This is a genomic window from Stenotrophomonas sp. PvP093 (assembly GCF_017876915.1).
In the GTDB taxonomy this organism is placed as follows: Bacteria; Pseudomonadota; Gammaproteobacteria; order Xanthomonadales; family Xanthomonadaceae; genus Stenotrophomonas; species Stenotrophomonas muris.
The window spans coordinates 232,067-256,009 of record NZ_JAGIOX010000004.1; the positions used below are offsets into that span (position 1 = coordinate 232,067).

The 23,943-nt window shown below is 66.7% G+C and carries 14 protein-coding genes; 8 read left to right on the top strand and 6 right to left on the bottom strand.

From position 1 onward, the window contains the following. Positions 1-116 precede the first annotated feature (116 nt). The 4 genes from J3A72_RS03735 (at position 117) to J3A72_RS03750 (ending at position 3,323) form a co-directional block, all read left to right on the top strand. Positions 117-1,457 carry a chloride channel protein gene (locus J3A72_RS03735; RefSeq protein WP_014648760.1) on the top strand — a complete coding sequence of 447 codons (1,341 nt, stop codon included), beginning with the start codon at positions 117-119 and terminating at the stop codon, positions 1,455-1,457. Between the two features lie 93 nt (positions 1,458-1,550). Beyond that, the gene (locus J3A72_RS03740; RefSeq protein WP_053495196.1) at positions 1,551-2,246 is read left to right on the top strand and encodes a ComF family protein; all 696 of its coding nucleotides are present in this window, start codon (positions 1,551-1,553) and stop codon (positions 2,244-2,246) included. Between the two features lie 58 nt (positions 2,247-2,304). After that, positions 2,305-2,856, top strand: coding sequence for an HdeD family acid-resistance protein (locus J3A72_RS03745; protein WP_014648758.1), 552 nt, complete (start codon positions 2,305-2,307; stop codon positions 2,854-2,856). After that, positions 2,853-3,323, top strand: a complete 471-nt coding sequence (locus J3A72_RS03750; RefSeq protein ID WP_075076225.1) for a hypothetical protein — start codon at positions 2,853-2,855, stop codon at positions 3,321-3,323. The genes J3A72_RS03745 and J3A72_RS03750 overlap by 4 nt, the downstream gene beginning before the upstream one ends. 52 nt (positions 3,324-3,375) lie before the next feature. On the opposite strand, the gene J3A72_RS03755 is transcribed toward J3A72_RS03750, so the two are convergent. From J3A72_RS03755 to J3A72_RS03780, 6 genes are all read right to left on the bottom strand, one after another. Then, positions 3,376-5,154 (bottom strand): MFS transporter, encoded by a 1,779-nt coding sequence (locus J3A72_RS03755; RefSeq protein WP_075076226.1) that lies wholly within the window; start codon positions 5,152-5,154, stop codon positions 3,376-3,378. Positions 5,155-5,343: 189 nt separating this feature from the next. Beyond that, on the bottom strand, positions 5,344-6,459 hold the full coding sequence (nagA, locus tag J3A72_RS03760) for an N-acetylglucosamine-6-phosphate deacetylase (RefSeq protein ID WP_053495194.1): 1,116 nt from the start codon (positions 6,457-6,459) through the stop codon (positions 5,344-5,346). Further along, positions 6,456-7,232 carry a DeoR family transcriptional regulator gene (locus tag J3A72_RS03765; protein ID WP_014038836.1) on the bottom strand — a complete coding sequence of 259 codons (777 nt, stop codon included), beginning with the start codon at positions 7,230-7,232 and terminating at the stop codon, positions 6,456-6,458. The genes nagA and J3A72_RS03765 overlap by 4 nt, the downstream gene beginning before the upstream one ends. Before the next feature lie 33 nt (positions 7,233-7,265). Then, entirely contained in the window at positions 7,266-8,600 is a 1,335-nt protein-coding gene (locus J3A72_RS03770; protein ID WP_140222798.1) for a D-tagatose-bisphosphate aldolase, class II, non-catalytic subunit, read from the bottom strand. A gap of 16 nt (positions 8,601-8,616) precedes the next feature. Beyond that, positions 8,617-9,555 (bottom strand): ROK family protein, encoded by a 939-nt coding sequence (locus J3A72_RS03775; RefSeq protein ID WP_046433033.1) that lies wholly within the window; start codon positions 9,553-9,555, stop codon positions 8,617-8,619. Continuing rightward, complete coding sequence (locus J3A72_RS03780) at positions 9,548-10,702, bottom strand: SIS domain-containing protein (protein ID WP_075076228.1); 1,155 nt, start codon at positions 10,700-10,702, stop codon at positions 9,548-9,550. Before J3A72_RS03780 ends, J3A72_RS03775 begins: the two co-directional genes overlap by 8 nt. Before the next feature lie 322 nt (positions 10,703-11,024). On the opposite strand from J3A72_RS03780, the gene J3A72_RS03785 reads away from it, so the two are divergent. The 4 genes from J3A72_RS03785 (at position 11,025) to J3A72_RS03800 (ending at position 23,937) form a co-directional block, all read left to right on the top strand. Continuing rightward, a complete protein-coding gene (locus tag J3A72_RS03785; RefSeq protein WP_075076229.1) occupies positions 11,025-14,384 on the top strand; it encodes a TIM-barrel domain-containing protein in 3,360 nt (1,119 codons plus the stop codon). 132 nt (positions 14,385-14,516) lie between these two features. Further along, positions 14,517-17,492 (top strand): TonB-dependent receptor, encoded by a 2,976-nt coding sequence (locus tag J3A72_RS03790; protein ID WP_075076230.1) that lies wholly within the window; start codon positions 14,517-14,519, stop codon positions 17,490-17,492. Between the two features lie 65 nt (positions 17,493-17,557). Further along, complete coding sequence (locus J3A72_RS03795; RefSeq protein WP_075076247.1) at positions 17,558-18,913, top strand: Gfo/Idh/MocA family oxidoreductase; 1,356 nt, start codon at positions 17,558-17,560, stop codon at positions 18,911-18,913. A gap of 317 nt (positions 18,914-19,230) precedes the next feature. Further along, positions 19,231-23,937, top strand: a complete 4,707-nt coding sequence (locus J3A72_RS03800; RefSeq protein ID WP_075076231.1) for an RHS repeat-associated core domain-containing protein — start codon at positions 19,231-19,233, stop codon at positions 23,935-23,937. The last annotated feature ends 6 nt before the right edge of the window (positions 23,938-23,943 follow it).

Below are 23,943 nucleotides of genomic sequence, written 5' to 3' on the forward strand. Positions count from 1 at the left end.
CACAGGGCAGGTGCTATCGGCGAGCACCCGCACTCGCGCGTTTCACCGCATCCTGCAAGGCCTGCAGCCACAATAACCGCTGCCCAACGCAAGCGCTGGCGCGCAGACTGTGCCCCATGACCGATCTCCATCGCCTCCGCGGCCGCATCACCGCGCTGGTTCTCAGCGAGGCCTGGCGCCGCCGTGCCGCGCTCTGGGGCGGCGCGGTGGCCGTGGCGTTGGTGGCCATCCTGTTCGCCAAGGCCAGCGACGCGGCCTTCCATCTGTTCCAGCGCATCACCGCGCACTCGCCGTGGTGGGCCCTGCTGCTCACGCCGGGCATCTTCGCGCTGCTGGCCTGGTTGACCAGTGGCGTGCTGAAGCCCACGCGGGGCAGCGGCATTCCGCAGGTCATCGCTGCGTTGGACAAGCCCGATGAGCCATTCCGGAAGACCAATCTTTCGCCTGCGGTCTCAGCCGGCAAGCTGCTGCTGACCTCGTTGTCGCTGCTCGGCGGCGCGTCCGTCGGACGCGAAGGTCCCACGGTGCATGTGGGTGCCAGCCTGATGTACCTGTTCGGCCGCTGGTTCGGCTTCAAGGATCCTCGCGAGCTCTCGCACTTCCTGCTGGCCGGTGGTGCAGCGGGCATTGCCGCGGCGTTCAACACGCCGCTGGCTGGCATCGTATTCGCCATCGAGGAGCTCAGCGGCCGTTTCGAGCATCGCTTCTCCGGCACCCTGCTGACGGCGGTGATCGTCGGTGGCGTGGTGTCGCTGGGCCTGCTTGGCAACTACACCTACTTCGGCCATGTGAGCGCGCGGTTGCCGCTGGGGCAGGGCTGGCTGGCGATCCTGCTGTGCGGCGTGGTGGCCGGGTTGCTGGGCGGCCTGTTCGCGCGCGCGGTGCTGGCCAGTGCGGCGGGCCGCCCGCGTTGGCTGGGCCAGCTGCGCCAGCGGCATCCGGTGCTGCTGGCCGCAGGCTGCGGCCTGGCGGTGGTGGCACTGGCTTTGACGTTCGGCGACGGCGCGTTCGGCACCGGCTACGAGCAGGCGCGCAGCCTGGTGCAGGGGCAGGCGTTGGTCGGCCACGAGTTCGGGTTGATGAAGCTGCTGGCCAACCTGGCATCGTACGTGGCCGGCATACCCGGCGGCCTGTTCTCGCCCGCGTTGGCGGTCGGCGCGGGGCTGGGCCACAACCTGGCGGTGCTGATGCCGGGCGTGGATCCGCGCGCGTTCGTGCTGCTGGGCATGTGCGCCTACCTGACCGGCGTCACCCAGGCACCGCTGACCTCGGCGGTGATCTCGCTGGAGCTGACCGACAGCGGCGATCTGCTCCTGCCGATCTTGGCCACGGTGCTGATCGCGCGGGGCGTGTCCGGTCTGGTATGCCGGGTGCCGATCTATCGTGGGTTGGCGGAGGTGTTGACGGCGTCGGCCGTTGCATCAACCGGGCCTGGGCAGGGCGGACGCCTTTCCTGATCGGCAGCACCCTCTGCAGTTGCGGGCAGTCCCGACACTGCGATCGGTGCTTCGCCGATGGCCGCACATGGGCAGCGCGATGAAGCATGGGCAATGCGCATTGATCTCCTGCGTTCGGCAACCCGTGTCTCCCGCGCACTGCTGGGTGTCCTGCTGCCACTGCGCTGCCTGGTCTGCGGCGATCCGGGCCATGATGATCTCGATCTGTGCCGCGCCTGCCTCGCCGGACTGCCCTGGGCCGGTCGCGCCTGCCTGCGGTGTGCACTGCCGTTGCCGGATGAGGGCCTGATCGTCTGCGGCAGCTGCCGCGAGGAAGCACCACCGCAGACGGCCACGCACGCCAGCCTGCTGTACCTGCCGCCGGTGGACCAGCTGCTGCTGCGCTACAAGTTCCATCAGGACCTGGCGGCCGGTCGCCTGCTGGCGCAGTTGATGCAGCGCGCACCACCGCCCTGGTCCTGCCCGCCGCTGGTGCCGGTGCCGCTGCACCGCCGGCGCCTGCGCCAGCGCGGCTACAACCAGGCTGCCGAGCTCTGCCGGCTGCTGCCGTTGCCGGTCTGGCAGGGGCTGTACCGGCGGCGGCACACCGCACCTCAGTCCGAGCGCACGGCCGAACAGCGCAGGGAAAACCTGTTCGATGCGTTCGATGTCCACGGGCCGGTGCCCACGCATCTGACCGTGGTCGACGACGTGATGACCACCGGCAGCACGGTGATGGAAATCGCCGAAACCCTGCGCTGCGTGGGCGCCAGAGAGGTGCGGGTATGGGTGTGCGCGCGGGTGCCGTGATCGCTCCCTTCATCGCAACGGGCTAGGATGAACCCGGTTCCGGATCGAAGGAGTGACCATGAATTCCCCCTTGTCTCCCTTGTTGTCAGCGGTTGGCCGCAGCTGGTGGATCCTGCTGCTGTATGGCCTGGTCGCGCTCGGCTTCGGCATCATCGCCATCGGTTGGCCGCTGTCCGCAGCCATGGCATTGGCCTGGACGCTGGGCGTGATGGCCATCATCGAAGGGGTCATCAGCCTGTTCGCACTGATCAGTGGTGGCAGCGGCGCCTCGCGCGGCTGGCTGGCGCTGTATGCCATCGCTTCGCTGGGCTTCGGCATCCTGGCGGTGATCAACCCGCTGGCCACCGCCAGCGTGCTGGTGCTGTTCCTGGCGGCGTGGCTGCTGGTAGCCGGCATCTATCGCATCGTCTTCGCGATCCGCGTGCGCAAGCAGATCCAGGGCGAGTGGCTGCTGATCCTCAGTGGCGTGCTGGCGGTGGTGCTGGGGCTGCTGTTCGCGGCCAATCCATACGCAGGCGTGGCGGTGACCACGCTGTGGATCGGCATTGGCAGCCTGCTGTACGGGCTGCTGCAGGTGCTGGTGGCGTTCAAGCTGCGGAAGCTGAAATGAGGGGCGCGCTTCCGCTCCTGCTGGGCGCGGCGCTGGTGCTGGCCGGATGCATGCCGGGTGCCACGCCCGGTGCGCTGGCAGGCAAGGATCATGCGCCGCGCGCCGGCGTGGACGTGCGCCTGAGCGCGGTCGATGCGGCTGGCAACGGCACTCCGGCGCACTGGCAAGGTGAAACCCTGGCCCTGCGCGAGCCGCCGATTGCCGGCAGTGCGGACATCGCCGATGTGCGCTACGTGCTGGACGATGCCAAGCAGCCAGGCCTGCAGATCCGCTATCGGCCAGAAGCGCATCAGCGCATCCACGATGGCACCTCGGCCCTGGTGGGCCAGCGCGCGGCGATCAGCGTGGACGGCCGCGTGCTGATGGTGGCGACGGTGAAAGGCGCCTTCGGGGAATCGATGATGCTGAGCGGGCTGCCGAGCATTGCCGAGGCGCAGGCGCTGGCCAGGCACATCACCGGTCAGTGACGGGCGCGCCAACACCACCGCGCTACGCGCGGAGGTCGACCAAGGTCGACCGCTACCGTGCGAACCGTGCCTCGATCTCCTCCAGTGACTTGCCCTTGGTCTCCGGCAGCCAGAACGCGGCTACCAGGAAGAACACGAACGTGCACGCCGCCCAGAACAGGAACATGCTGGCGTAGCCGTAGTGGCCCACCGTGGGCAGGAAGATCGCCGCGATGGTGGTCGACACGAACTGGTTGATCAGCAGGGCGATGCTCATGCCGTTGGAGCGGATGCGATTGGGCATCAGTTCCGACAGTGCCAGCCACACGCAGACGCCGGGGCCGACCGCGAAGAACGCGACGAACACCAGGATGCAGGCGGCTACCGCCCAGCCATGCGCCGGCGGCGGCACCGGGCCGATGCGGGCCTGCTCGATGCGCAGCGGTGCCTGTGCGGCCATGGCCGGGTCGGCGAACGGGTTCAGATGCAGCTTGCGGAAGAACGCGCCGATCACACTGTCCGGCTGCACGGTCCCGGCACGCTCGATGCGCAGCTCGCGGTCGGTCAGGCTGTCGCTGCGCAGGGCGCGCACGTTGGTGAAGTCACCGTAGGCGTACGACACGGTCAGCTGCATCGGCCGGCCTTCGCTGTCGATGCCGGCGCCCAGGCGCTGCCACTGTGCGTCGTCCAGCACCAGCTGCAAGCCATCGGCGCTGACCGCCGCCTGCAGTTGCGGCTGCACGTCGGCGCGGCCACGCTCGGCCTGGAAGAACAGCGTGGCGGCGGCCAGCAGGGCCACGCAGATGCCGCCGCTGCCGAGCATCAGCAGGAACTTGCGGCCCTTGCGGTCGACCAGCAGCAGCGCGACCACGGTCATCACCGCGTTGAGCAGCTTGATCGCCACGTCGGCGCCGTTGGCCACCGAGCCGGACAGGCCGGCCTGGTTGAGGATGTTCACCGCGTACGCCAGCACCGTATTGATGCCGGTGGCCTGGGTGCAGGCCAGCACCACGCAGGCCAGCACGAACGGCACCACGTAGCGGCGGCTGAGCAGTGGGTCGCGCTTGCCGTCGCTGCTGCTCGATTCCGGCGCCTGGATCTGTGCAAGGGTGGGTTCCACGTCGGCAGCAGGCAGCACCCGCTGCAGGCTGCGGCGGGCATCATCGACGCGGCCGCGGCGCACCAGCCAGCGCGGCGATTCGTACAGCCAGAAGATGCCGGCGCAGAACAGCAGGCCGGGCGCCAGGCAGCTCCAGAAGATGGTGCGCCACGCATGATCCTTCACCGTGAACAGTTCCTGCGCCTGCTGCGCCAGCGGCAGCGAGCGCACGGCTTCGGCGGCGGCATCCACCGCATGTGCGTGGTACAGCCCGATCAGTGCCGCCAACACCAGGCCGATGGTCAGCAGCAGCTGGAACATCGCCGCACCGCGCCCACGCCGCTCGGGGCTGAGCACTTCGGCCAGGTACAGTGGAATCACCACGCCGATCAGGCCGCCACTGATGCCCTGCAGCAGTCGCCCGAGCAGCAGCGGCGTGTAGCCCGAGGCCAGCGCCATGATCGGAATCGACGCGGTGAACAGCAGGCCGGCCAGCAGCATCGCACCGCGGCGACCGATCAGGTCGGCGACCATGCCGGCGAACAGCGAGGACAGCACGCTGCCCAGCAGCACCGCCGCCACCACGAAGCCGAGTTGCTGGCTGCTGAGCTGCCAGGCGTGGCTGGCCGTTGCCTCCAGGTAGGGCAGGGCACCGGCGATGATGCCGATGTCGATGCCGTACAGCAGGCCGCCGAGGCCGCCGATGAAGAGCAGGTAGCGTACGGGCCAGCGCGGGGCGGTGCTTGCAGTCATCGGCAGTTCCTGTGGTAGCGCCGGGCCAGGCCCGGCGGTTCGTCGCAGAGTGCATTCTGTAGAGCCGAGCCATGCTCGGCTGCTTTCCGTTCCGATATCGAGGTTCCCCATGCCGCGCTTCGCGCGGTGAGCCGAGCATGGCTCGGCTCTACAGGGAGCCCGCGCGGCATCCGGGCCGCATCGCTTGCGTCAGGTCAGATCGACCACGCGCCCACCAATGACCACCTGCTGCAGGCGCAGTTCGGCGTCCAGCACCACCAGGTCGGCGCGGGCGTCGGGCGCGATGCGGCCGCGATCACCCAGGCCCAGATAGTCGGCCGGGAAGGTGGAAACCCGCTGCGAGGCGTCGGCCAGGTCCAGGCCGACGCGCACCAGGTTGCGCAGCGCCTGGTCCATGGTCAGTGCGCTGCCGGCCAGCGAACCCGTCGCCAGGCGCACGCAGCCGCCGCACTTGTGCACGCGCTGCTCGCCCAGCGCGTACTCGCCGTCGGGCATGCCGGTGGCGGCAGTCGCGTCGGTCACCGCGTACAGGCGCGGGATCGCGCGCGCGGCCAGCCGGATAACGCCGGGGTGGATGTGCTGCAGGTCGGGGATGATCTCGGCGTACTGCGCATGCGCCAGCGCCGCCGCCGCAATGCCCGGGCGATAGTGGTCGACGCCGGTCATGCCGTTGAACAGATGGGTGAAACCGGAGGCACCGGCCTGCAGCGCCGCCACGCCCTCCTCGTAGGTGCCGGCGCTGTGGCCCAGCTGCACGCGGATGCCCATCGCCGAAAGCGCGGGTATCAACGCGGTGTGCTCGCCGATCTCCGGCGCCAGCGTCATCACCCGGATCGGCGCCAGCGCGTGCAGCTGCTGCACCAGTGCCACCGTCGCCTCGATCGTACGATTGGGCTGTGCGCCCAGCCGCTGGGGGCTGATGAACGGTCCTTCCAGATGCACGCCGACGATGCTGGCGGCGTCGGCATCGGGCGCCGCCATTGCCGCAGCGACGCCGTGCAGCGCGTGCTCGATCTCGTCCAGCCCGGCGGTCATGGTGGTCGCCAGCAGCGTGGTGGTGCCGAAGCGCAGATGGGTGCGGGCGATGGTGCGTGCCACGTCGCCGCCCTGCATCAGGTCCACGCCGGCCGCGCCATGCACATGCAGGTCGACGAAGCCGGGCAGGATCACCGGCAGCTGCAGGTCGTCGGCGCCGCTGTGGTCGTCCACCTGCAGCCGGCGCACGCGTGAATCGAAGTGGACGTGCCCGCGCCGCCAGCCCAGCGGGGTGAGGATGCGGCCATGCAGGGTGCGGGTGTCGGTCATGCGGTGGGCTCGGCGATGATCACTTCGATGCCCAGCCGCTGCAGCCCTTCGCGGGTTGCATCGTCGATGCCGGCGTCGGTGATGATGGCGTGGATCTGGTCCAGCAGGGCGATGCGGTGCAGGCTGACGCGGCCGAACTTGGAGGCATCGGTCAGCACCACGATGCGGCGCGCACGCTCGACCATGCGGTGGTTGAGGCGGGCTTCGGCCTCGTCGTGGGTAGTCAGGCCGAACTGCAGGTCCAGGCCGTCCACGCCCAGGAACAGGGTGTCGAAGCTGTACGAGTTGAGGCTGGCTTCGGCCTGGCTGCCCTGCAGCGACAGCGACTGCTGGCGCAGCAGGCCACCGGTCAGCAGCACGGTGATGCCCGCGGCATTGGCCAGTTCCCAGGCGATGTTCAGGCCGTTGGTCATCACCGTCACGTCGCGATGCGCGCGCAGGTGGCGGGCCAGCGTCATCGTGGTCGAGCCGGAATCGATGATGATGTTGTCACCCGGCTGCACCAGGCGCGCAGCGCGCGCACCGATCGATTCCTTCAGTGGCAGGTTCAGCGCGTCCTTCTCATGGATGTCCTGTTCCTGCGGCGGCGTGCGCACCAGGGTCGCGCCGCCGTGGGTGCGGTTGGCCAGGCCCTGCGATTCGAAGTGGGTCAGGTCGGCACGGATCGTCACCGCCGACACGCCGAAGCGCTCGACCAGATCGGCCACCTGCACCGAGCCGTGCTCGATCAGCAGCTGCAGGATCTGTTGCCGGCGGGAGCGGGTGTTGCGCATGGCCATTCTCGGTTTCGCGGGAAAAGGTAGAGATTAGCCGTTCGCAGGAACGCCGGCAGCCGAACCTGCGTTCTGCGTGCGGGGTCCGGCCTGGTTGGCGCTGCAGGCACGGGCGTACTCACCCAGGCACAGGCCGATGCGGTGCTGCACCAGCGCGGTGGGGGTGTTGGCCAGGCTGCCTTCGCGCACGGCGCGGTACTGCTCCGGCAGGTACTGGCTGAGCAGCACCAGCGGCGGCGCATGCTGCTCCAGGTTGGCGAACAGGGTCTGCACCGCCTGTACCAGCGCCGGCTCGCCCCAGTAGTAGCGGCAGCGGTCGCTGAAGGAATAACGGCGCAGCAGGCGCAGCGCGGCGGCATCGCCCTGGTAGTAGGACTGCCAGTACTTCGGCTGCGCCACCATCACCTCGTCCAGCACCTGCGGCAGGCGCGAGCACTGTGCGGCCGGCAGCAGTTCGGCCTCGATCGCGGCCAGCGCGAACAGCGCCTCGCGGTAGGCGAAGGTGGCCGCCGGGCCGACCTTGAGGATGGCGAAGTGGTCGCGTACCAGCGCATGCAGGCCGCTTTCGCGCTGGTAGTCGGTGGAATGTGCTTCGAACACGATGCGCGGCTGCCGCTCGAGGAAGTCGGCCAGCGCATGGGCGGCGTCCGGGTTGTACTCATGCACGCTGCTGTGGTCGAAGTCCACGCCCGGCTGCACCACCATCGCGATCACGCGCTGCCACGCATCGCGCAGCTGTGGCGTGTCGAACGCCTGCTGGTGGATGGCCAGGGTCTGCGCGGCGGCAGCCGGCGTGGTCACCTGCAGGCCTTCGGCCAGCGAGGCTTCGCCACCGGGAATCGGCACCTCGGTACCGATCACGTAGACCGGCGGCGGCAGGCCGTGTTCGGCGGCGGTGCGTTCGGCGATCTCGGCAAGCTCGGCCGAACGTGCAGCGACGATGGCATCGGGCAGCGGCACCGGGTCATCGGCGCAGGACATGCTGCAGTCGAGGTGGATCTTGTGGAAACCGGCGGCGACGTAGGCTTCGATCAGCACGCGCGCGTGGGTCATCGCTTCGGCCGCCGGGCGCTTCTGCCAGGCATTCGGGCCGAGATGGTCGCCGCCCAGGATCAGCCGTTCGCGTGGGAAGCCTTCCTCATCGGCCAGGGCGCCGACGTAATCGCGGTACTGCGGCGGGGTCATGCCGGTGTAGCCGCCGAACTGGTCGATCTGGTTGGAGGTGGCCTCGACCAGCAGCACGGTGCCATGTGCCTGTGCCACGTGCATGGCCGCGCGCAGCACCTGCTCGTTGCTGCAGCAGACGCTGTACAGGCCGACATTGGCACCGGCGCGGTGGGAAGCAAGCAGGGTCTGCAACGGGGACATGGTCAGGCTCCGGACATCAGGAAAAGGAGGGTTGGCAGGCGAGCAGGGCGGCACCACGTGCGCCACCGGCATCGCCGAAGCGTGGCGGCACGATCGGTGGCACCTGCACACCCTTGAACAGGTGGGCGGCGATGGCGGCGGGCAGGTGCTGGTACAGCGGCGCGTACTGCGAAAGGCCGCCGCCGAGCACGATCACGTGCGGGTCCAGCGCCAGCACCAGCGCGGCCAGGCTGTGGCCGAGCAGGTCGCGATGGATGTCCAGCGCCTTGCGCGCGCGGGCATCACCGGCTTCGGCCAGGGCGATCACCGCGCTGGCGTCGGCGGCGCTGCCACCAAGGTGGCGCTCGATCATCGCCACGCCACTGCCGGACACATAACGCTCCACGCAGCCCTGCAGGCCGCAGGCGCAGTCGATCAGCGGCAGGCCGTGGCGCTGCAGCAGATGACCGGGCACGCTCCAGTGGCCCCATTCGCCGGCCAGCCCGTTGAAACCGGTCAGCAGGCGGCCCTGCACGCAGAAACCACCGCCAGCACCGGTGCCGAGGATGGCGCCGAACATGCTGGGGTAGCCGTCGGCGGCACCGCCGTGTGCTTCAGACAGGGCAAAACACTGCAGGTCGTTGCCGAAATGCAGCGGGCGTTGCAGCCGCGCCTGCAGGTCCGCGGCCACGCTGTGGCCGGTCAACGCAGGCACGTTCGCGCTGAGCTGGCGGCCGCTGCGGCGGTCGCGCACGCCGGGCAGGGCGATGCCGATCGCCGCATCACTGCGGCCCAGTGCGGCATCGGCCTCGGCGACCAGCGCCACGACTGCCTGCAGGAAACCGTCGTAGTCACCCTGTGGGGTGGCCACGCGGCGGCGCCAGGTAACCTGCATCGCCACATCGCACGCCACCAGCTCGATCTTGGTGCCGCCGATGTCGATGCCGTAGCAGGCGTGGGCGATCAGCTCAGCCATGGTGGATGGTGACGCCCTTGACGACGCGGTTGACGGTGCCGTCCGGGAACGGGTTGTCCGGGGTCAGGCCCAGCGCGGCCGAGCGCTGTAGTGCGAACAGCTGCGCAAAGCCCAGCCACACCGGTGCCAGCCACGGATCGTCCAGTGCCGGCACGGTGAGGGTGTATTCGTCGTCGGCGCCGATGTCCGAATGCGGACCGATCGCCAGCACCTGGCCGGCCACGCCGTCGCGGCGCAGTTCTTCCAGCAGGTCCTGTTCGTAGCGGCGCGCCAGCGGCTGCACGCTGCGCAGCACCACCACCAGGGTGTTGCCATCCAGCGTCGACTTCGGGCCATGACGGAAGCCCAGGGGTGTGTTGGCCAGCGCCAGCACGCGGCCAGCGGTGAGCTCCAGCACCTTCAGCGCGCACTCGCGTGCCAGTGCTTCCAGCGGGCCGCTGCCGAGGTAGATGATGCGGTTGAACGGGCGCTGCGCCAGTGTCGCCACCGGTGCATCCCACTGCGCCAGGCCTTCGCGGGCCAGCGCGGCGATCTGCTTCAGGCGCGTCACGCGCGCATCCCACGGCGAACGATCGAACACGGTCAGCGCGGCCAGCAGCATGCAGGTCAGGCTGCTGGTCATGGCGAAGGCGCGGTCGCAGCTGGCCGACGGCATCAGCAGGGTGCAGGTGTCGGCACGGCCGGCGCCACGGCGGGCCAGCTCGCCATCGGCGTTGCAGGTGATGTCGAGGAAGCGCGCGTCATCCACGTCGCTGCGCACGCGGTCAACCGCCGCCACGCTCTCCGGGCTGGAGCCACTGCGGCCGAACGAGACCAGCAGGGTCGGACGGTCGCGCTGCAGGTACAGCGCCGGGTGGGTCAGCAGGCTGGTGGTGTGCACCACGCGCACCTCGGCAGGCCATCGCGCGTTGATCGCGTCGGCCACCATTTCGGCGATGAAGCCGGAGCTGCCGGCGCCGGTGAACAGCACGCGTTGGTTGGGATCGTTGAGGCTGTCGCCGAGGAAGGCCTGCAGGCGGTCGCGGGCACGCGACAGGTCCTGTGCCAGGGCGTCCCACAGCGCAGGCTGCTGGGCGATTTCGGTAGCGGTATCGGCTCCGCCAAGGCGCTGCCAGGCGGACACATCGGAAAGCAGGGTGACGTCCATTCGGAGGTTCCAGTTGGGCCAGCGCACCATCTGCGTTTTCTTTCGAAATGTCAAACATCGAAAGTAAAAAGAAAGAAAAAAGGTGGGTGGCTTTGCCCTGTGCGCAATGCCGGGAAAAACGAAAGGACCCACTAAATTCCGTATCGCACAATGCTTAACAGGCACCTGCAAGCGCTTACACAAAGTATTGCGGCGCAACAACTTTCGTTTCAACGGAATATATCTTCCTTTTTCCTTTCAATTTGTTGACATCTTTCGAATCGCTGCCCTAGAGTCGGCCCAATCGCTTTCGAAACGCCCGGTGAACGGGTTGGGAGTCCGCGTGGAAAACTGCGTTCGTCGCTCGCCGCTGATGCTGGCCCTGGTGCCGGCCTTGATGCTGGCGTCCATGACGGCCCGCGCCGAGCCGGTCGGCAACCTGCGTACGGTCAGCGCCAGCGCCAGCCGCGACGGCGTGCAGGGCTGGGACCTGCAGACCGACAACGGCGCGCGCATCCGCATTGAACTGCCGGCGACCGACATCATCCGCGTGCAGGCCGGCCGCAACGGCACGTTGACCGGCGCCGGCGACAAGGCCGCGCCGATCGTGCTGCCGCAGCCCAAGGCGAGCGTGCAGGCGCAGCTGGAAGAAGACGCACAGGAAATCCGCGTGCGTACCGAGGCACTGGTACTGCATGTACAGCGGCAGCCGCTGCGCCTGCGCCTGGAACGGCTGGACAATGGCCAGCCCACCGCGCTGTGGCAGGAACTGCAACCGCTGGACCTGGATGCCACGCAGAGCGTGCAGGTGCTGTCCTCGCAGGCCGATGAGGGCTACTTCGGTGGTGGCCAGCAGAACGGCCGTTACCAGTTCAAGGGCCGCGAGCTGGAGGTGTCCTATTCCGGTGGCTGGGAAGAAGGTGATCGGCCGAGCCCGGCGCCGATGCTGCTGAGCAGCCGTGGCTGGGGCATGCTGCGCAATACATGGAGCGATGGCAGCTACGACCTGCGCCAGAGCGACCAGGCCACGCTGCTGCATCGCGAAGACCGCTTCGATGCGTACTACTTCGTGGGCGCCGACCTGCCCAAGCTGATCGAACGCTACACCCAGCTGACCGGCCGCCCCAACATGGTCGCGCGCTGGGCGCTGTCCTACGGCGATGCCGATTGCTACAACGACGGCGACAACAGCAGGAAGCCCGGCACCGTGCCCGAAGGCTGGAGCGACGGCCCGACCGGCACCACGCCCGATGTGATCGACAGCGTGGCCAAGCAGTACCGCGCCCACGACATGCCCGGTGGCTGGATCCTGCCCAACGATGGCTACGGCTGCGGCTACAAGCAGCTGCCGGAAACGGTGAAGGGGCTGGCCGGCTACGGCTTCCGCACCGGCCTGTGGACCGAGAACGGCGTCGACAAGATCGCGTGGGAAGTGGGCAAGGCCGGCAGCCGCGTGCAGAAGCTGGACGTGGCCTGGACCGGCAAGGGCTACCAGTTCGCGATGGACGCCAACCGCCAGGCATTCAACGGCATCCTCGACAATTCCGATTCGCGCCCGTTCCTGTGGACGGTGATGGGCTGGGCCGGCATCCAGCGCTACGCGGTGGCATGGACCGGCGACCAGAGCAGCAGCTGGGATTACATCCGCTGGCACGTGCCGACCCTGGTCGGTTCGGGCCTGTCCGGCATGGCCTACGCCAGCGGCGATGTGGATGCGATCTTCGGCGGAAGCGCCGAGACCTTCACCCGCGACCTGCAGTGGAAGGCGTTCACGCCGGTGCTGATGGGCATGAGCGGCTGGTCGTCGAACGCGCGCAAGCACCCGTGGTGGTACGACGAGCCCTACCGCAGCATCAACCGCGACTACCTGAAGTTGAAGATGCGCCTGACGCCATACATGTATGGGCTGGTGCACGAGGCCGCGCAGACCGGTGCACCGCCGGTGCGTGGCCTTATGTGGGACAACCCGCGCGATCCGCATGCGCAGGATGAAACCTACAAGTACCAGTTCCTGCTCGGCCGCGACCTGCTGGTGGCGCCGGTGTACCGCAGCCAGGCCGCCAGCCGTGGCTGGCGCCGCGACATCCACCTGCCGGCCGGCGGCTGGATCGACTACTGGGATGGCCGTCGCGTGCAGGCCGCCGCCGATGGCCGCCAGCTCGACCGCCAGGTGGACCTGGCCACGCTGCCGGTGTTCGTGCGTGCCGGTGCGATCCTGCCGATGTACCCGTCGATGCTGTTCGATGGCGAAAAACCGCTCGATGAAGTGACCTTCGACCTGTACCCGCAGGGCGACTCGCAGTACACGTTGTACGAAGACGATGGCAACACGCGCCGCTATCAGCAGGGCGAGTCGAGCACGCAGGTAATCCGCGTGCAGGCGCCGGCGCAGGGCAGTGGCCCGGTGCAGGTGCAGATCGACGCCGTGCAGGGCCAGTACAACGGCCAGCTGGCGCAGCGCCGCTACGGCCTGCGCGTACTCAGCCGGCAGGCACCACGTGCGGTGCAGGCCGGTGGCCGCGCGCTGCCGGCGCTGGCCGATGCTGCCGCCTTCAACAGCGCCAACGAGGGCTGGTACTTCGATGCCAAGGACCGCCGCGGCACCGTGCATGTGCGCACTGCCAACCAGGATATCCGCCAGCCACTGCAGCTGCAGCTGGACTTCGCAGTCGCTGCCGCAGCCACCGATGATGCCTATCCGGCCGCACCGGTGCTGGGCCGCGAACTGCCGGCCGACAGCCTGCTGGTGGTCAACCGCCCGGCCGAAGAGCCTGGCCATGCGTTGGAAAATGCTTTCGACGACGATCCGGCCACCTGGTTCCGCAGCGTGCGCAACCAGGCCGTGCGCACCGGCGCCCACGAGTGGGTGATCGGCTTCGGCGAGCGGAAGATGATCGATGGCATCGACATCGCGCCACGCAATGACAAGAACTGGAAGCACGGGCAGGTACGTGACTATGAGGTCTACCTGGGCGACAGCAACGGTGAGTGGGGCGAGCCGATCGCCCGCGGCCGCCTGCAGTTGAAGGAAGGCGTGCAGCGCATCGACTTCCCGGCCCACGCCGGCCGCCTGCTGCGCTTCCGCGTGATGAGCGTGCAGAACCCCGAAGGCGACGGCGCCAGCAGCACCGACCCGATGGTCACCGCCGCACAGGGCAGCGCCCGCGCGTTCGATGCACTGCAGCCGCGCGATGTCGGCCCGATCGCCCTGTCCACCTTCCACATCCTTGAACACCAGGAACCGGAGCGACCGGCCCGGCAGCGCTATCTCTCCGAGTTGCCGGTGCCGGCCGCGCTGGCCAGCCAGGTGCGCACCGACCAGTCCTTCCGTGGCGACGCCGGCATGCGCATGAACGGCCTGCAGTTCCGCCGTGGCCTGGGCGTCGGCGCCAGCAGCCGCATCGACCTGCGCCTGCAGGGCGGCTGGCACCTGCTGCGTGCCGACCTCGGCATCGACGACGCCTGCCGCAGCGCCGGCGGCCTGCAGTTCCAGGTCTGGGGTGACAACCGCCTGCTGTACGACAGCGGCCTGGTCAAGGCGCCCGGCGTGGTCAAGCCGGAGCTGGACATCCGTGGCCTTTCCACCCTGAGCCTGCGCACGCTGGGTGCGCAGGGCAGCCAACCCGCCCAGGTCTGCGCCAACTGGGCCAACGCCGTACTGATCGGCCAGGAGGGCGACTCCGCCAGCATCGTCGCCCCATGACCCCTACGTAACACCGCTCCTCCCCCGCCCAATCCGACCACGGCCCTCATGGCCGTGGCCCGGGAGCGTTTTGCCCGCCGAACGCCCACGCGCTCACTTTTTGCGCCGCACCCCTGCCAGGAGAGAACCCCGATGTTGCCCGCCCGCCACCACCGCCCCCCCTGTCGCTCGATCGCTCCGCTGACGCTGGCCATCGCCGGCGTGCTGCTGTCGGTCGCCGTTCCTGCCTTCGCCCAAGAGAGCAAGGACAAGGCCACCGACCTGGCCCGCATCGAGGTCACCGGGTCCAACATCCGCCGCACCGACGTTGAAACCGCCTCGCCGGTGCAGGTGATCAGCAAGCAGGACATCCAGAACATGGGTGCGCGCACGCTGCTGCAGGTGCTCGACAACCTGCCGGCCGCCCGCCCGGCGCAGCAGGACGCGCGCTCGCTGTTCACCGGTTCCGACGGTGCCTCGCAGGCCAATCTGCGCGGCCTCGGTGCCCAGGGCACGCTGGTGCTGCTGAACGGTCGCCGCCTGTCGTACTACGGTGCCCCGGCCGGCTTCCAGACCCAGTTCGTCAACATCGATGCGATTCCGGCCGCGGCCATCGAGCGCATGGAAGTGCTGACCGACGGTGCCTCGGCGGTGTACGGCACCGACGCGGTGGCCGGCGTGATCAACGTGATCACCAAGCGCAACTTCCAGGGTGCCGAGGTCAGCTTCACCAACGACACCTCCTCGCGCATCGACTCCTACGGCGAACGCCAGGCCAGCATCACCGCCGGCTTCGGCGACCTGGCCGAGAACCGCTTCAACATCTACGGCGCGGTGAACATGTACCGCCGCGACGCGATCCCGCTGAGCGATTTCTACGACAAGCGTCCGGACCAGTACTACGTCAACAACCCGAACTACCTCAACAACCTGCGCCTGGGCGTGGGCAGCAAGCCGGGCGAGTTCAACCCGGGCACCTACTTCGCCTTCGATCCGGTCACCGGCCGCCGCGTGCAGGAAGCTGCGCCGGGCTGCAGGAACGTGCTGACCAGTGAAGCGGCCGGCCCGCGTTGCGTCTGGGAAACCTGGATGAACAACGAGATCGATGCCGGCGCCAAGTCCGAGCGCAACACCGCCTACCTCAACGGCACCTTCCTGGTCGGTGACAACACCGAGATCTTCGCCGAGGCGACCTATACCGACATCGACCTGCGCGCCAACGGTGGCACGCCGCGCACCTATGGCACCACCACCGGCAACCCGACCAGCTGGTTCTCGCGCAATACCGGCAACACCGTCAACCAGTTCCTGTACCCGTTCCTGGGCCCCAACAACGAATACAACCATGCCAGTCCGCAGTTGAAGGCGATGATGGGCGGGGTGGTCGGCCTGAACTACCTGCTGCAGGATGCCGGTCCGAACTACTTCGGCCAGCGCAACACCGACAAGAGCTACCGGGTGCTGGCCGGCGCACGTGGCAATGTGGGTGACTGGAACTGGGAAACCGCCTTCGCCAGCGCGGGTACCCACTCCACCACCTACCAGACGATCAACGTCAACACCAAGGGCTTCGAAAAGGCGTTCGGCCCGTACACGATCGATCCGGGCACCGGGCGGGTGATCATCTCCGACCATCCGGCGTACAAGTTTGGCGAGATCAGCGACGCCAACGCCGCGTTGATCCGTGAAGCGTTCCCGACCTTCGACATCCAGTCGTGGACCCGCCTGCATACCCTGGACGGCAAGATCGAAGGACCGCTGTTCCAGCTGCCGGCCGGCGAGATGCGCGCCGCGTTCGGTTTCAACGCCAGCCGTGAGACCTTCTACACCCCGGGCAACGCCGATGCGGCCAATGGCCTGATCACCCAGCAGGGCGGCTCGTGGTTCGATGGCAAGCGCAACACCTACGCGCTGTTCGCCGAGACCGTGGCGCCGATCACCGACAAGCTGGAACTGGATGCGGCGGTGCGCGTGGACAAGTACCCGAACTTCAGCGCCAACATCGCGCCGAAGATCGGCTTCAAGTACCAGGCGTTCGATCAGCTGATGCTGCGCGGCACCTATTCCACCGGCTTCCGCGCACCGAGCCTGGCCGAGTCCGGCAACGGCGGCGTGTTCGCCCAGCTCGGTGGCTTCCGTGACGAACTGCGCTGCGGCGAGACCAACGCCATCGCCAACCTGCTGCTGAAGTCGCAGCGGCCGGGCGATGTCGATCTGGGCAAGAGCCTGCTGAACGTCGATTGCAGCCGCACCGTCGCGCGCATGACCCAGCCGAACAAGGACCTGAAGCCGGAGAAGGCGAAGATCGCCACCCTCGGCTTCGTCTACGAGCCGGCGAGCTGGCTGTCGGTGTCGGCCGACTACTGGTTCATCTACCGCAACAACGAAATCGTCGCGCCGGACTATCGCCGCATGGAAGACATCATCTCGATGTCGCGCTCGCCGATCACCGATAGTGACCGCGCCAACCTGGCGCAGCTGGCGGCGATGTGCGCCGATCCGGCCAGCGGTGTGAGCTGCCCGGCGAACCTGCCGGGCTACTCCGCCGGCAACGTGGCCAGCGTGGTGGGCCAGTACAAGAACCGCGGCAAGACCCTGATCGACGGCTTCGACATCGACGCGCGCAGCCGCTTCTCGCTGGGTGACTGGGGCAACCTGAACATCGGCCTGGCCGCCACCATCGCCAACCGCAACCGCTTCTACATGGACGCCGAGAACGGCTGGTACTACGGCGACGTGGTGGGCTACTACAACAACCCGCGCCTGCGTGCCACGCTCAATGCCGACTGGACCTACAAGCAGGTGACCACCAGCATGTTCGTCAACTATGTCGGCGGCACCAAGTGGGCCACCGACCAGATCGACGAAGAGAGCAACAACAAGGAAACCTGCACCGGCGGCTACCTGGCCCTGCAGAAGAGCAAGTGCGATGGTGCACCGTCGTGGTGGACCGCCAACATGAGCGTCACCTGGCGCCCGGACGATGCGTGGAACCTGAGCTTCACCGTCAAGAACCTGTTCAACCGCCTGCCGTTCTACGACCCGAACAGCTTCCTGGGTGACTCCAGTGACTACGCAACCATCTTCGGCCGTGGTTACAGTGTGACCATCGGCTACCGGTTCAAGTAATTCCGTTTGCGTGACCTGGCGTGCCGGCTGCGGCCGGCACGCTGCCAAGAGGAGAGATGTTTGCCATGAAGCGTAGGGAATTCATCGCGGCCAGCGCCGCTGTCGCCGCCAGCAGCCTGCTGCCGCAGACCCCGGCATGGGCACGCGGGCGCAAGGTGCGCCTGGCGATGATCGGTACCGGCATGCGCGGGCTGGTGCTGCTGAAGGAGCTGGTACGTCGCGACGACGTCGAAGTGGTTGCCCTGTGCGACATCGAGCCGATCATGCTGGGCCGTGCCACAGAGATGGTGGCGAAGGCCGGCAAGCCCGCGCCGAAGACCTATGGCCAGGATCGTGATACCAACGCGTGGAAGCGCCTGCTGGAACAGAAGGGCATCGATGGCGTGATCATCGCCACGCCGTGGGAATACCACGCACCGATGTCGATAGCCGCGATGCAGGCCGGCGTGGCCGTCGGCTGCGAAGTGGTGGCCGGCATCACCCTGCAGGACCACTGGGACGTGCTGAAGACGCAACTGAGCACCGGTACCCCGTACATGCTGCTGGAAAACGTCTGCTATCGCCGCGACGTGATGGCGGCATTGCAGATGGTGCGCCAGGGCCTGTTCGGCGAGCTGGTGCATCTGCAGGCCGGCTACCAGCACGACCTGCGCGGCGTGAAGTTCAATTCCGGCGACCCGAACCAGCCGTACGACAGCGGCGTGGAGTTCGGTCCCAAGGGCTGGAGCGAAGCACGCTGGCGCACCGAGCATTCGGTGGAACGCAATGGCGAGCTGTATCCCAGCCACGGCATCGGCCCGTGCGCGATGTACACCGGCATCAACCGTGGCAACCGCTTCACCCACATCAACGCTTTCGCGACCAAGGCGCGTGGCCTGCACGAATACACCGTGGCCAAGAGTGGCGGCACCACCCACCCCAGCACCAAGGTGAAGTTCAAGCTCGGCGACATCGTGACCACCACGCTGGCCTGCGAGAACGGCGAGACCATCCTGCTGCAGCACGACACCTCGCTGCCGCGCCCGTACTCGATGGGCTTCCGCGTGCAGGGCACCAAGGGCCTGTGGATGGACGTCAACCATTCGATCCACATCGAAGGCCGCAGCCCGCCGCACCAGTGGGAGGAGTTCAAGAAGTACCAGGATGAGTACGAACACCCGCTGTGGAAGCAGAATGCCGACACCGCCGCCAGCGCCGGCCACGGTGGCATGGACTGGTTCGTCATCCATGCATTTGTTGAAGCACTGAAGGCCAAGGCACCGATGCCGATCGACATCTACGACGCGGTGACCTGGAGTGCGATCACCCCGTTGAGCGAGCAGTCGATCGCCAACAGCTTCCAGACGCTGGAGTTCCCGGACTTTACTGCTGGTGCGTGGAAGACGCGCAAGCCGATCTTCGCGTTCGACGGTAAGTATTGAGGTTTACACCCTTCCACGCTGTGACGGGGACGCCGGGCACTGCCCGGTGTTTCCGTTTCTGGAAGCATTCGCCTTGTAGAGCCGAGCCCACGCCCGGCTGCTTGTTCGGTCGGTCGCTCGCTTTATCAGAAAACTCTGAAATCCGACCCACTCCACAGTTTCTGACTTGAATGTGTAAACCACATCGGAGATAACGTTCCCCGTGCGGTCATGGCCGCATTCCGGACCAGGGACGATCCGAAGCATGACGTGGTGAGGCAGCTGCCCCACGTTCTCGTTCCCGCCGGAGCTGTGTTCGTCCAGGAAGGAGAACAGGGATGTTGGAACGACTGAAGACCATTTCGTGTGCCGCACTGGCGATGATCGCGCTGGGGAGCTTGGCTCCTTGGGCTGCGCAGGCGCAGGAGGTGCAGAAGAAGTGGGAGAGCTACCTGTCGATGGGCCAGCCGCGAGCCACCGAAGCGGCGGTGCAGAAGGACATCAAGTCGCTCTTTTCCCAGTACGAAAAGGACAAACCCTTCAATTGGCATGTCAAACGCCAACGCGTCCTTGGAAAGAAGGTCATCTACGATTACCGGGTGAGACCCGAGAAGATCGTTACTACCGACTGGGTCTACATCCACTCAGGGCAGGAGTACTCCTCCGAAGATCAGATTCGTAGCGTGATCCTCGCTACCCGCGTCAGCGACCCGCAGTGCCCGGCGACTTCACTCACGGAGGATCCTTGGGTGGAGCTCCTTGGACTTGGCAGGGGCGACGACGGTAGCGTGACCAACGAGGAGAAGGATTTCCATTACACCTTGAACTTCTATCATCAGAGCACTCAAGAATGCTCGTCGATAGTGGGGTGGGAGCATGTGCGCCGGGCCAGAACGGCGCTTTGTCCGAATCGACCGTCCCTGACGTGGAATGAGGCCCTGCAGATGTGCTCTCTGGTCCAGCAGGACGAGCCGCACATGTCGCCCATGCTCTCCTACACAAGCGGGCCGCTGCCGCCGCAGCAGTGTCCTGTTGGTAACCCGTGTGATCCGACCACTGGCGATAAATCCCAGCCTGAGCCGGATTTCAACCTTGGATGGGTGAGCTTCCAACGCCACTATCACTCCCTGACGAGCACGGCGGGTGGCGCGTTGGGTACGGGCTGGACCCATTCCCACAATCTGCGGCTTACCACAGGCGTAGACGATTCCACCTTCCCTCCCAGCTCCGAACTGAAAGTTGGGCTGATCGGCGCCGATGGCGGGCAGACCGCATTCCAGAAAGTGGGGGCAAGCTACGAAGCCATGGACGGAAGCGGCGATCGCGCGGTCCAGCAGGGCACCAACTGGCAACTTTCACGTGCCGAAGAGCGCATTTATTTTGATGCTGATGGCTTGATGCAGCGCCGTGATTTCGAAGACGGTACTTCGCTGACCTATGCACACGACAGCCGCGGCCGCCTGCTCAGCATCACCCATTCAACCGGTCGGCGCGTGGATGTCCAGTACCTCGCGCCGGGCGACGATTCACTGATCTCCGCCCTGGTGATCGCCGGCCAGCCTGTGGTGAGCTACGCCTATTCTCCGGCCGGGGAACTGATCACCGCGACCTATGCAGACGGCGCCAGCCGTACATACCACTATGAGGACACACGTTTCCCGGGCTACCTGACGGGCGTGACCGCCGAAGACACCCGGCGCTACAGCTGGTTTGGCTATGACGCCAAGGGGCGGGTCAGCTGCAGCCGCCATTCCGGTGATTGCAGTCAAGCCGACGTGGGCATTGATGGCGTGCGCCTGGAGTACACCCCGGCAGGCACCACCATCGTCACCGACGCACTGGGCAAGCAGAGTACGTACGCATTGACCGCCAGCGGTACCAGCGGCCTTCCGCGCAAGGTCAATGGCATCACCGAAAGCAACGGCAGCATCACTCGCTCCTATCTGCCCGAGGGCACCGATTTCCGGCGTCGGCTGCAGTCGGTGACCGATCGCCGTGGTGTCGTCACCAGCTACGCCTATGCCGAGGCAAGCGATGCTGCCGCAGGCGCCGTCAGCGTGACCACCACCACCGAAGCGGCCGGTACTCCGGATCAGCGCGTCAGCGAAACGCGCGTGGCCATGGACAGCAATCGGCTGGTGCAGCAGACCGTCGGTAACCGTGAGGTCCGCATCGCACGCAATGCGCGCCTCCAGCCAACCACCATCACCGTGCGCGACATGGTGACCGGTGATACCCGCATCACCACGCAGACCTACTGTGAGGCCGAAGGGCCGGAATGCCCGCTGGTGGGACTGCTGCGTAGCGTGGATGGCCCACGCAGTGATGTGGCGGATATCTCCACCTATGCCTACTACACCGCGGACGACGCGGGATGCGCGACCAATGGTGCCTGCAGTTATCGCAAGGGTGACCTGCGCAGTGTGACCAATGCGCTGGGCCAGACGGTCGAGACCTTGGCCTACGACGCACTCGGGCGGCCGTTGTCGGCGAAGGATGCCAATGGCGTGATCACCGCCTACACCTACCATGCCCGTGGCTGGCCGACCTCGGTCACCGTGCGCGGTGCCACCACAGCCGAGGACCGGGTGACCCAGATCAGCTACTGGCCGACCGGCCAGGTGCAGCAGGTCACCGAGCCGGACGGCAGCAGTGTCACCTATGTCTATGACGCCGCCCAGCGCTTGACCGATATTGCGGACAACAGCGGCAACACCATTCACTATGCGCTGGACAACGCCGGCAACCGCCTCAAGGAGGACACGCTGGACACTGGCGGCACCCTGCGCCGGACCCTGGCACGGACCTTCAACACGCTTGGCCAGCTGACCGCATTGAAGGACGCAGGCAATCACGCCACCGGCTTCGCCTACGATGCCAACGGCAACCCGCAGACCGTGACCGACGCCCTGCAGCGCGTGACCAGCCAGCAGTACGACCCGCTCAACCGACTGGCCCAGTCCCTGCAGGATGTGGGTGGCGTCGCGGCGGAGATCCGCAGTCAGTACAACGCGCTGGACCAGGTCACCCAGGTCACTGACCCGAAGGGCCTGCATACCACCTATGCCTACAACGGTTTCGGTGACCTGACCGGCCAGGTCAGCCCGGACAGTGGCGCCAGCAGCTTCACCGTGGATGCGGCAGGCAATCGCAAGACGGCCACCGATGCGCGCGGCGTCACCGCTACCTATCACTACGATGCACTCAACCGCCTGATCGGCATTGGCTACCCGGACCCCAATCTGGACGTGGGCTACAGCTATGACGTGGCGCCAGCGGTCTGTGCCACCGACGAGCGCTTTGCCAAGGGACGCCTGGGGCAGGTGCTGCATGCCAATGGCAGCACCCAGTACTGCCATGACCGCTTCGGCCAGGTCACCCGCAAGGTGCAGACCGTCAATGGTGTGGCCAGCACACTGCGCTATGCCTACAGCAAGTCGGGTCGCCTGACTGCGTTGACCTACCCCGACGGCAGCGTGGCCGACTACGTGCGCGATACCCAGGGCCGCATCAGCCAGATCGGCCTGACCCGCCCCGGCCAGGCGCGCCAGATCGTGGTGAACAACGTGACCTATGCGGCCTTCGGCCCGGCGACCGGCTGGACCTACGGCAACGGCCGCCAGCTGCAGCGTCCGCTGGATCTGGATTACCGCCCGCAGGCGGTGCATGACCCGGCCGCAGGCGGCCTGTCGCTGGGCTATGGCTATGATCCGGTCGGTTCGATCACCGAGCTGAAGAACGGCGCAGGTTCGACGGTGCTGGCCAAGTACGCCTACGACACGCTGGGCCGCCTGACCCAGACCCAGGACGGCGCGACCGGCACGCCGATTGAAACCTATGCGTATGACGCCACCGGCAATCGCACCGCGCTGACCACTTCGGCGGGCACTGCCAGCTACACCTATCCCGCAACCAGCCACCGGCTGACCGCCGTGGACGGCGAAGCGCGCAACCATGACGCGGCGGGCAACACCACCAGCATCGGCATCAAGACGTTCACCTACAGCGATGCCAATCGCATGAACGCGGTGAAGCAGGGTAATGCCGCACTGGAGAGCTACGGTTACAACCATCGCGGCGAGCGCGTGCTGCGCAGCCCGGCCGGTGGCGCTGCTCAGATCACCCTGTATAACGAAGCAGGGCAGTGGCTGGGCAACTACTCGGCCACGGGGCAGGCGCAGCAGCAGGCCATCTGGCTGGATAACTACCCGGTGGCGCTGATCAACGTGCCGGGCACCGGCGTGCCGGAACTTGCCTACGTCCAACCAGATCATCTGGGCACGCCGCGCGTGGTGATCGATCCGGTACGGGACGTCGCGATCTGGGAGTGGAGCAACAAGAGTGAGGTGTTCGGTAACCAGATTCCGAGTGCTGATCCGGATGGCGATGGTGTGGCGTTCGAGCTGGCGCTGCGATTCCCGGGCCAGCAGGCCACGGATGCGAGTGGGTTGTTCTACAACTACCAGCGGGAGTATGACCCGGCAGCGGGGCGCTATTCGCAGAGTGATCCGATGGGATTCGACGGGGGGGTATCTACCTTCTCCTATGTATCAGCTGATCCAGTGCAGGCGGTTGATCCGCTCGGACTGCTGGCCAATTGCACTTGCGTGGACGGTGGAGTTCATATCGACATCCCTATTCGCTTCAGTGGTGAGGGAGCTACTCCTGAGACTTTGAGAAAAATGATAAATGCAATTGAATCGACCTGGTCTGCGCCCGGATTTACAGTGACTGTTAGCCAGCCGGAGAAAGGTCGGTTAAACCGTGTTGAGGTTCCGCTGGGGAGGGGGGTTTCGACCGTAACTGGAGGCAGTGTCGGTAAATGGTATGCAGGAAACACTGAGTGGACGGCTGCGCACGAAGCAGGGCATTTGATGAAATTCAAGTACGATGGTCGTTTTGATATGTACGATGTGGTGTCGCAGGCGCCATCTCGTTCTACTAAGCCCGTTCCGGGGTGGGAGGGAAACATCATGGCAGAGCATCTTGGCGTTCCAGACGATAGGGTTCGGGACGCTATCAAGAAGCGGTTGGGGTGCAAATGATGGTGA

Coding starts and splice junctions, on each gene's coding strand:
- J3A72_RS03735 (WP_014648760.1), top strand. CDS start 117: ATGACCGATCTCCATCGCCTCCGCGGCCGCATCACCGCGCTGGTTCTC.
- J3A72_RS03740 (WP_053495196.1), top strand. CDS start 1,551: ATGCGCATTGATCTCCTGCGTTCGGCAACCCGTGTCTCCCGCGCACTG.
- J3A72_RS03745 (WP_014648758.1), top strand. CDS start 2,305: ATGAATTCCCCCTTGTCTCCCTTGTTGTCAGCGGTTGGCCGCAGCTGG.
- J3A72_RS03750 (WP_075076225.1), top strand. CDS start 2,853: ATGAGGGGCGCGCTTCCGCTCCTGCTGGGCGCGGCGCTGGTGCTGGCC.
- J3A72_RS03755 (WP_075076226.1), bottom strand. CDS start 5,154: ATGACTGCAAGCACCGCCCCGCGCTGGCCCGTACGCTACCTGCTCTTC.
- nagA (WP_053495194.1), bottom strand. CDS start 6,459: ATGACCGACACCCGCACCCTGCATGGCCGCATCCTCACCCCGCTGGGC.
- J3A72_RS03765 (WP_014038836.1), bottom strand. CDS start 7,232: ATGCGCAACACCCGCTCCCGCCGGCAACAGATCCTGCAGCTGCTGATC.
- J3A72_RS03770 (WP_140222798.1), bottom strand. CDS start 8,600: ATGTCCCCGTTGCAGACCCTGCTTGCTTCCCACCGCGCCGGTGCCAAT.
- J3A72_RS03775 (WP_046433033.1), bottom strand. CDS start 9,555: ATGGCTGAGCTGATCGCCCACGCCTGCTACGGCATCGACATCGGCGGC.
- J3A72_RS03780 (WP_075076228.1), bottom strand. CDS start 10,702: ATGGACGTCACCCTGCTTTCCGATGTGTCCGCCTGGCAGCGCCTTGGC.
- J3A72_RS03790 (WP_075076230.1), top strand. CDS start 14,517: ATGTTGCCCGCCCGCCACCACCGCCCCCCCTGTCGCTCGATCGCTCCG.
- J3A72_RS03795 (WP_075076247.1), top strand. CDS start 17,558: ATGAAGCGTAGGGAATTCATCGCGGCCAGCGCCGCTGTCGCCGCCAGC.
- J3A72_RS03800 (WP_075076231.1), top strand. CDS start 19,231: ATGTTGGAACGACTGAAGACCATTTCGTGTGCCGCACTGGCGATGATC.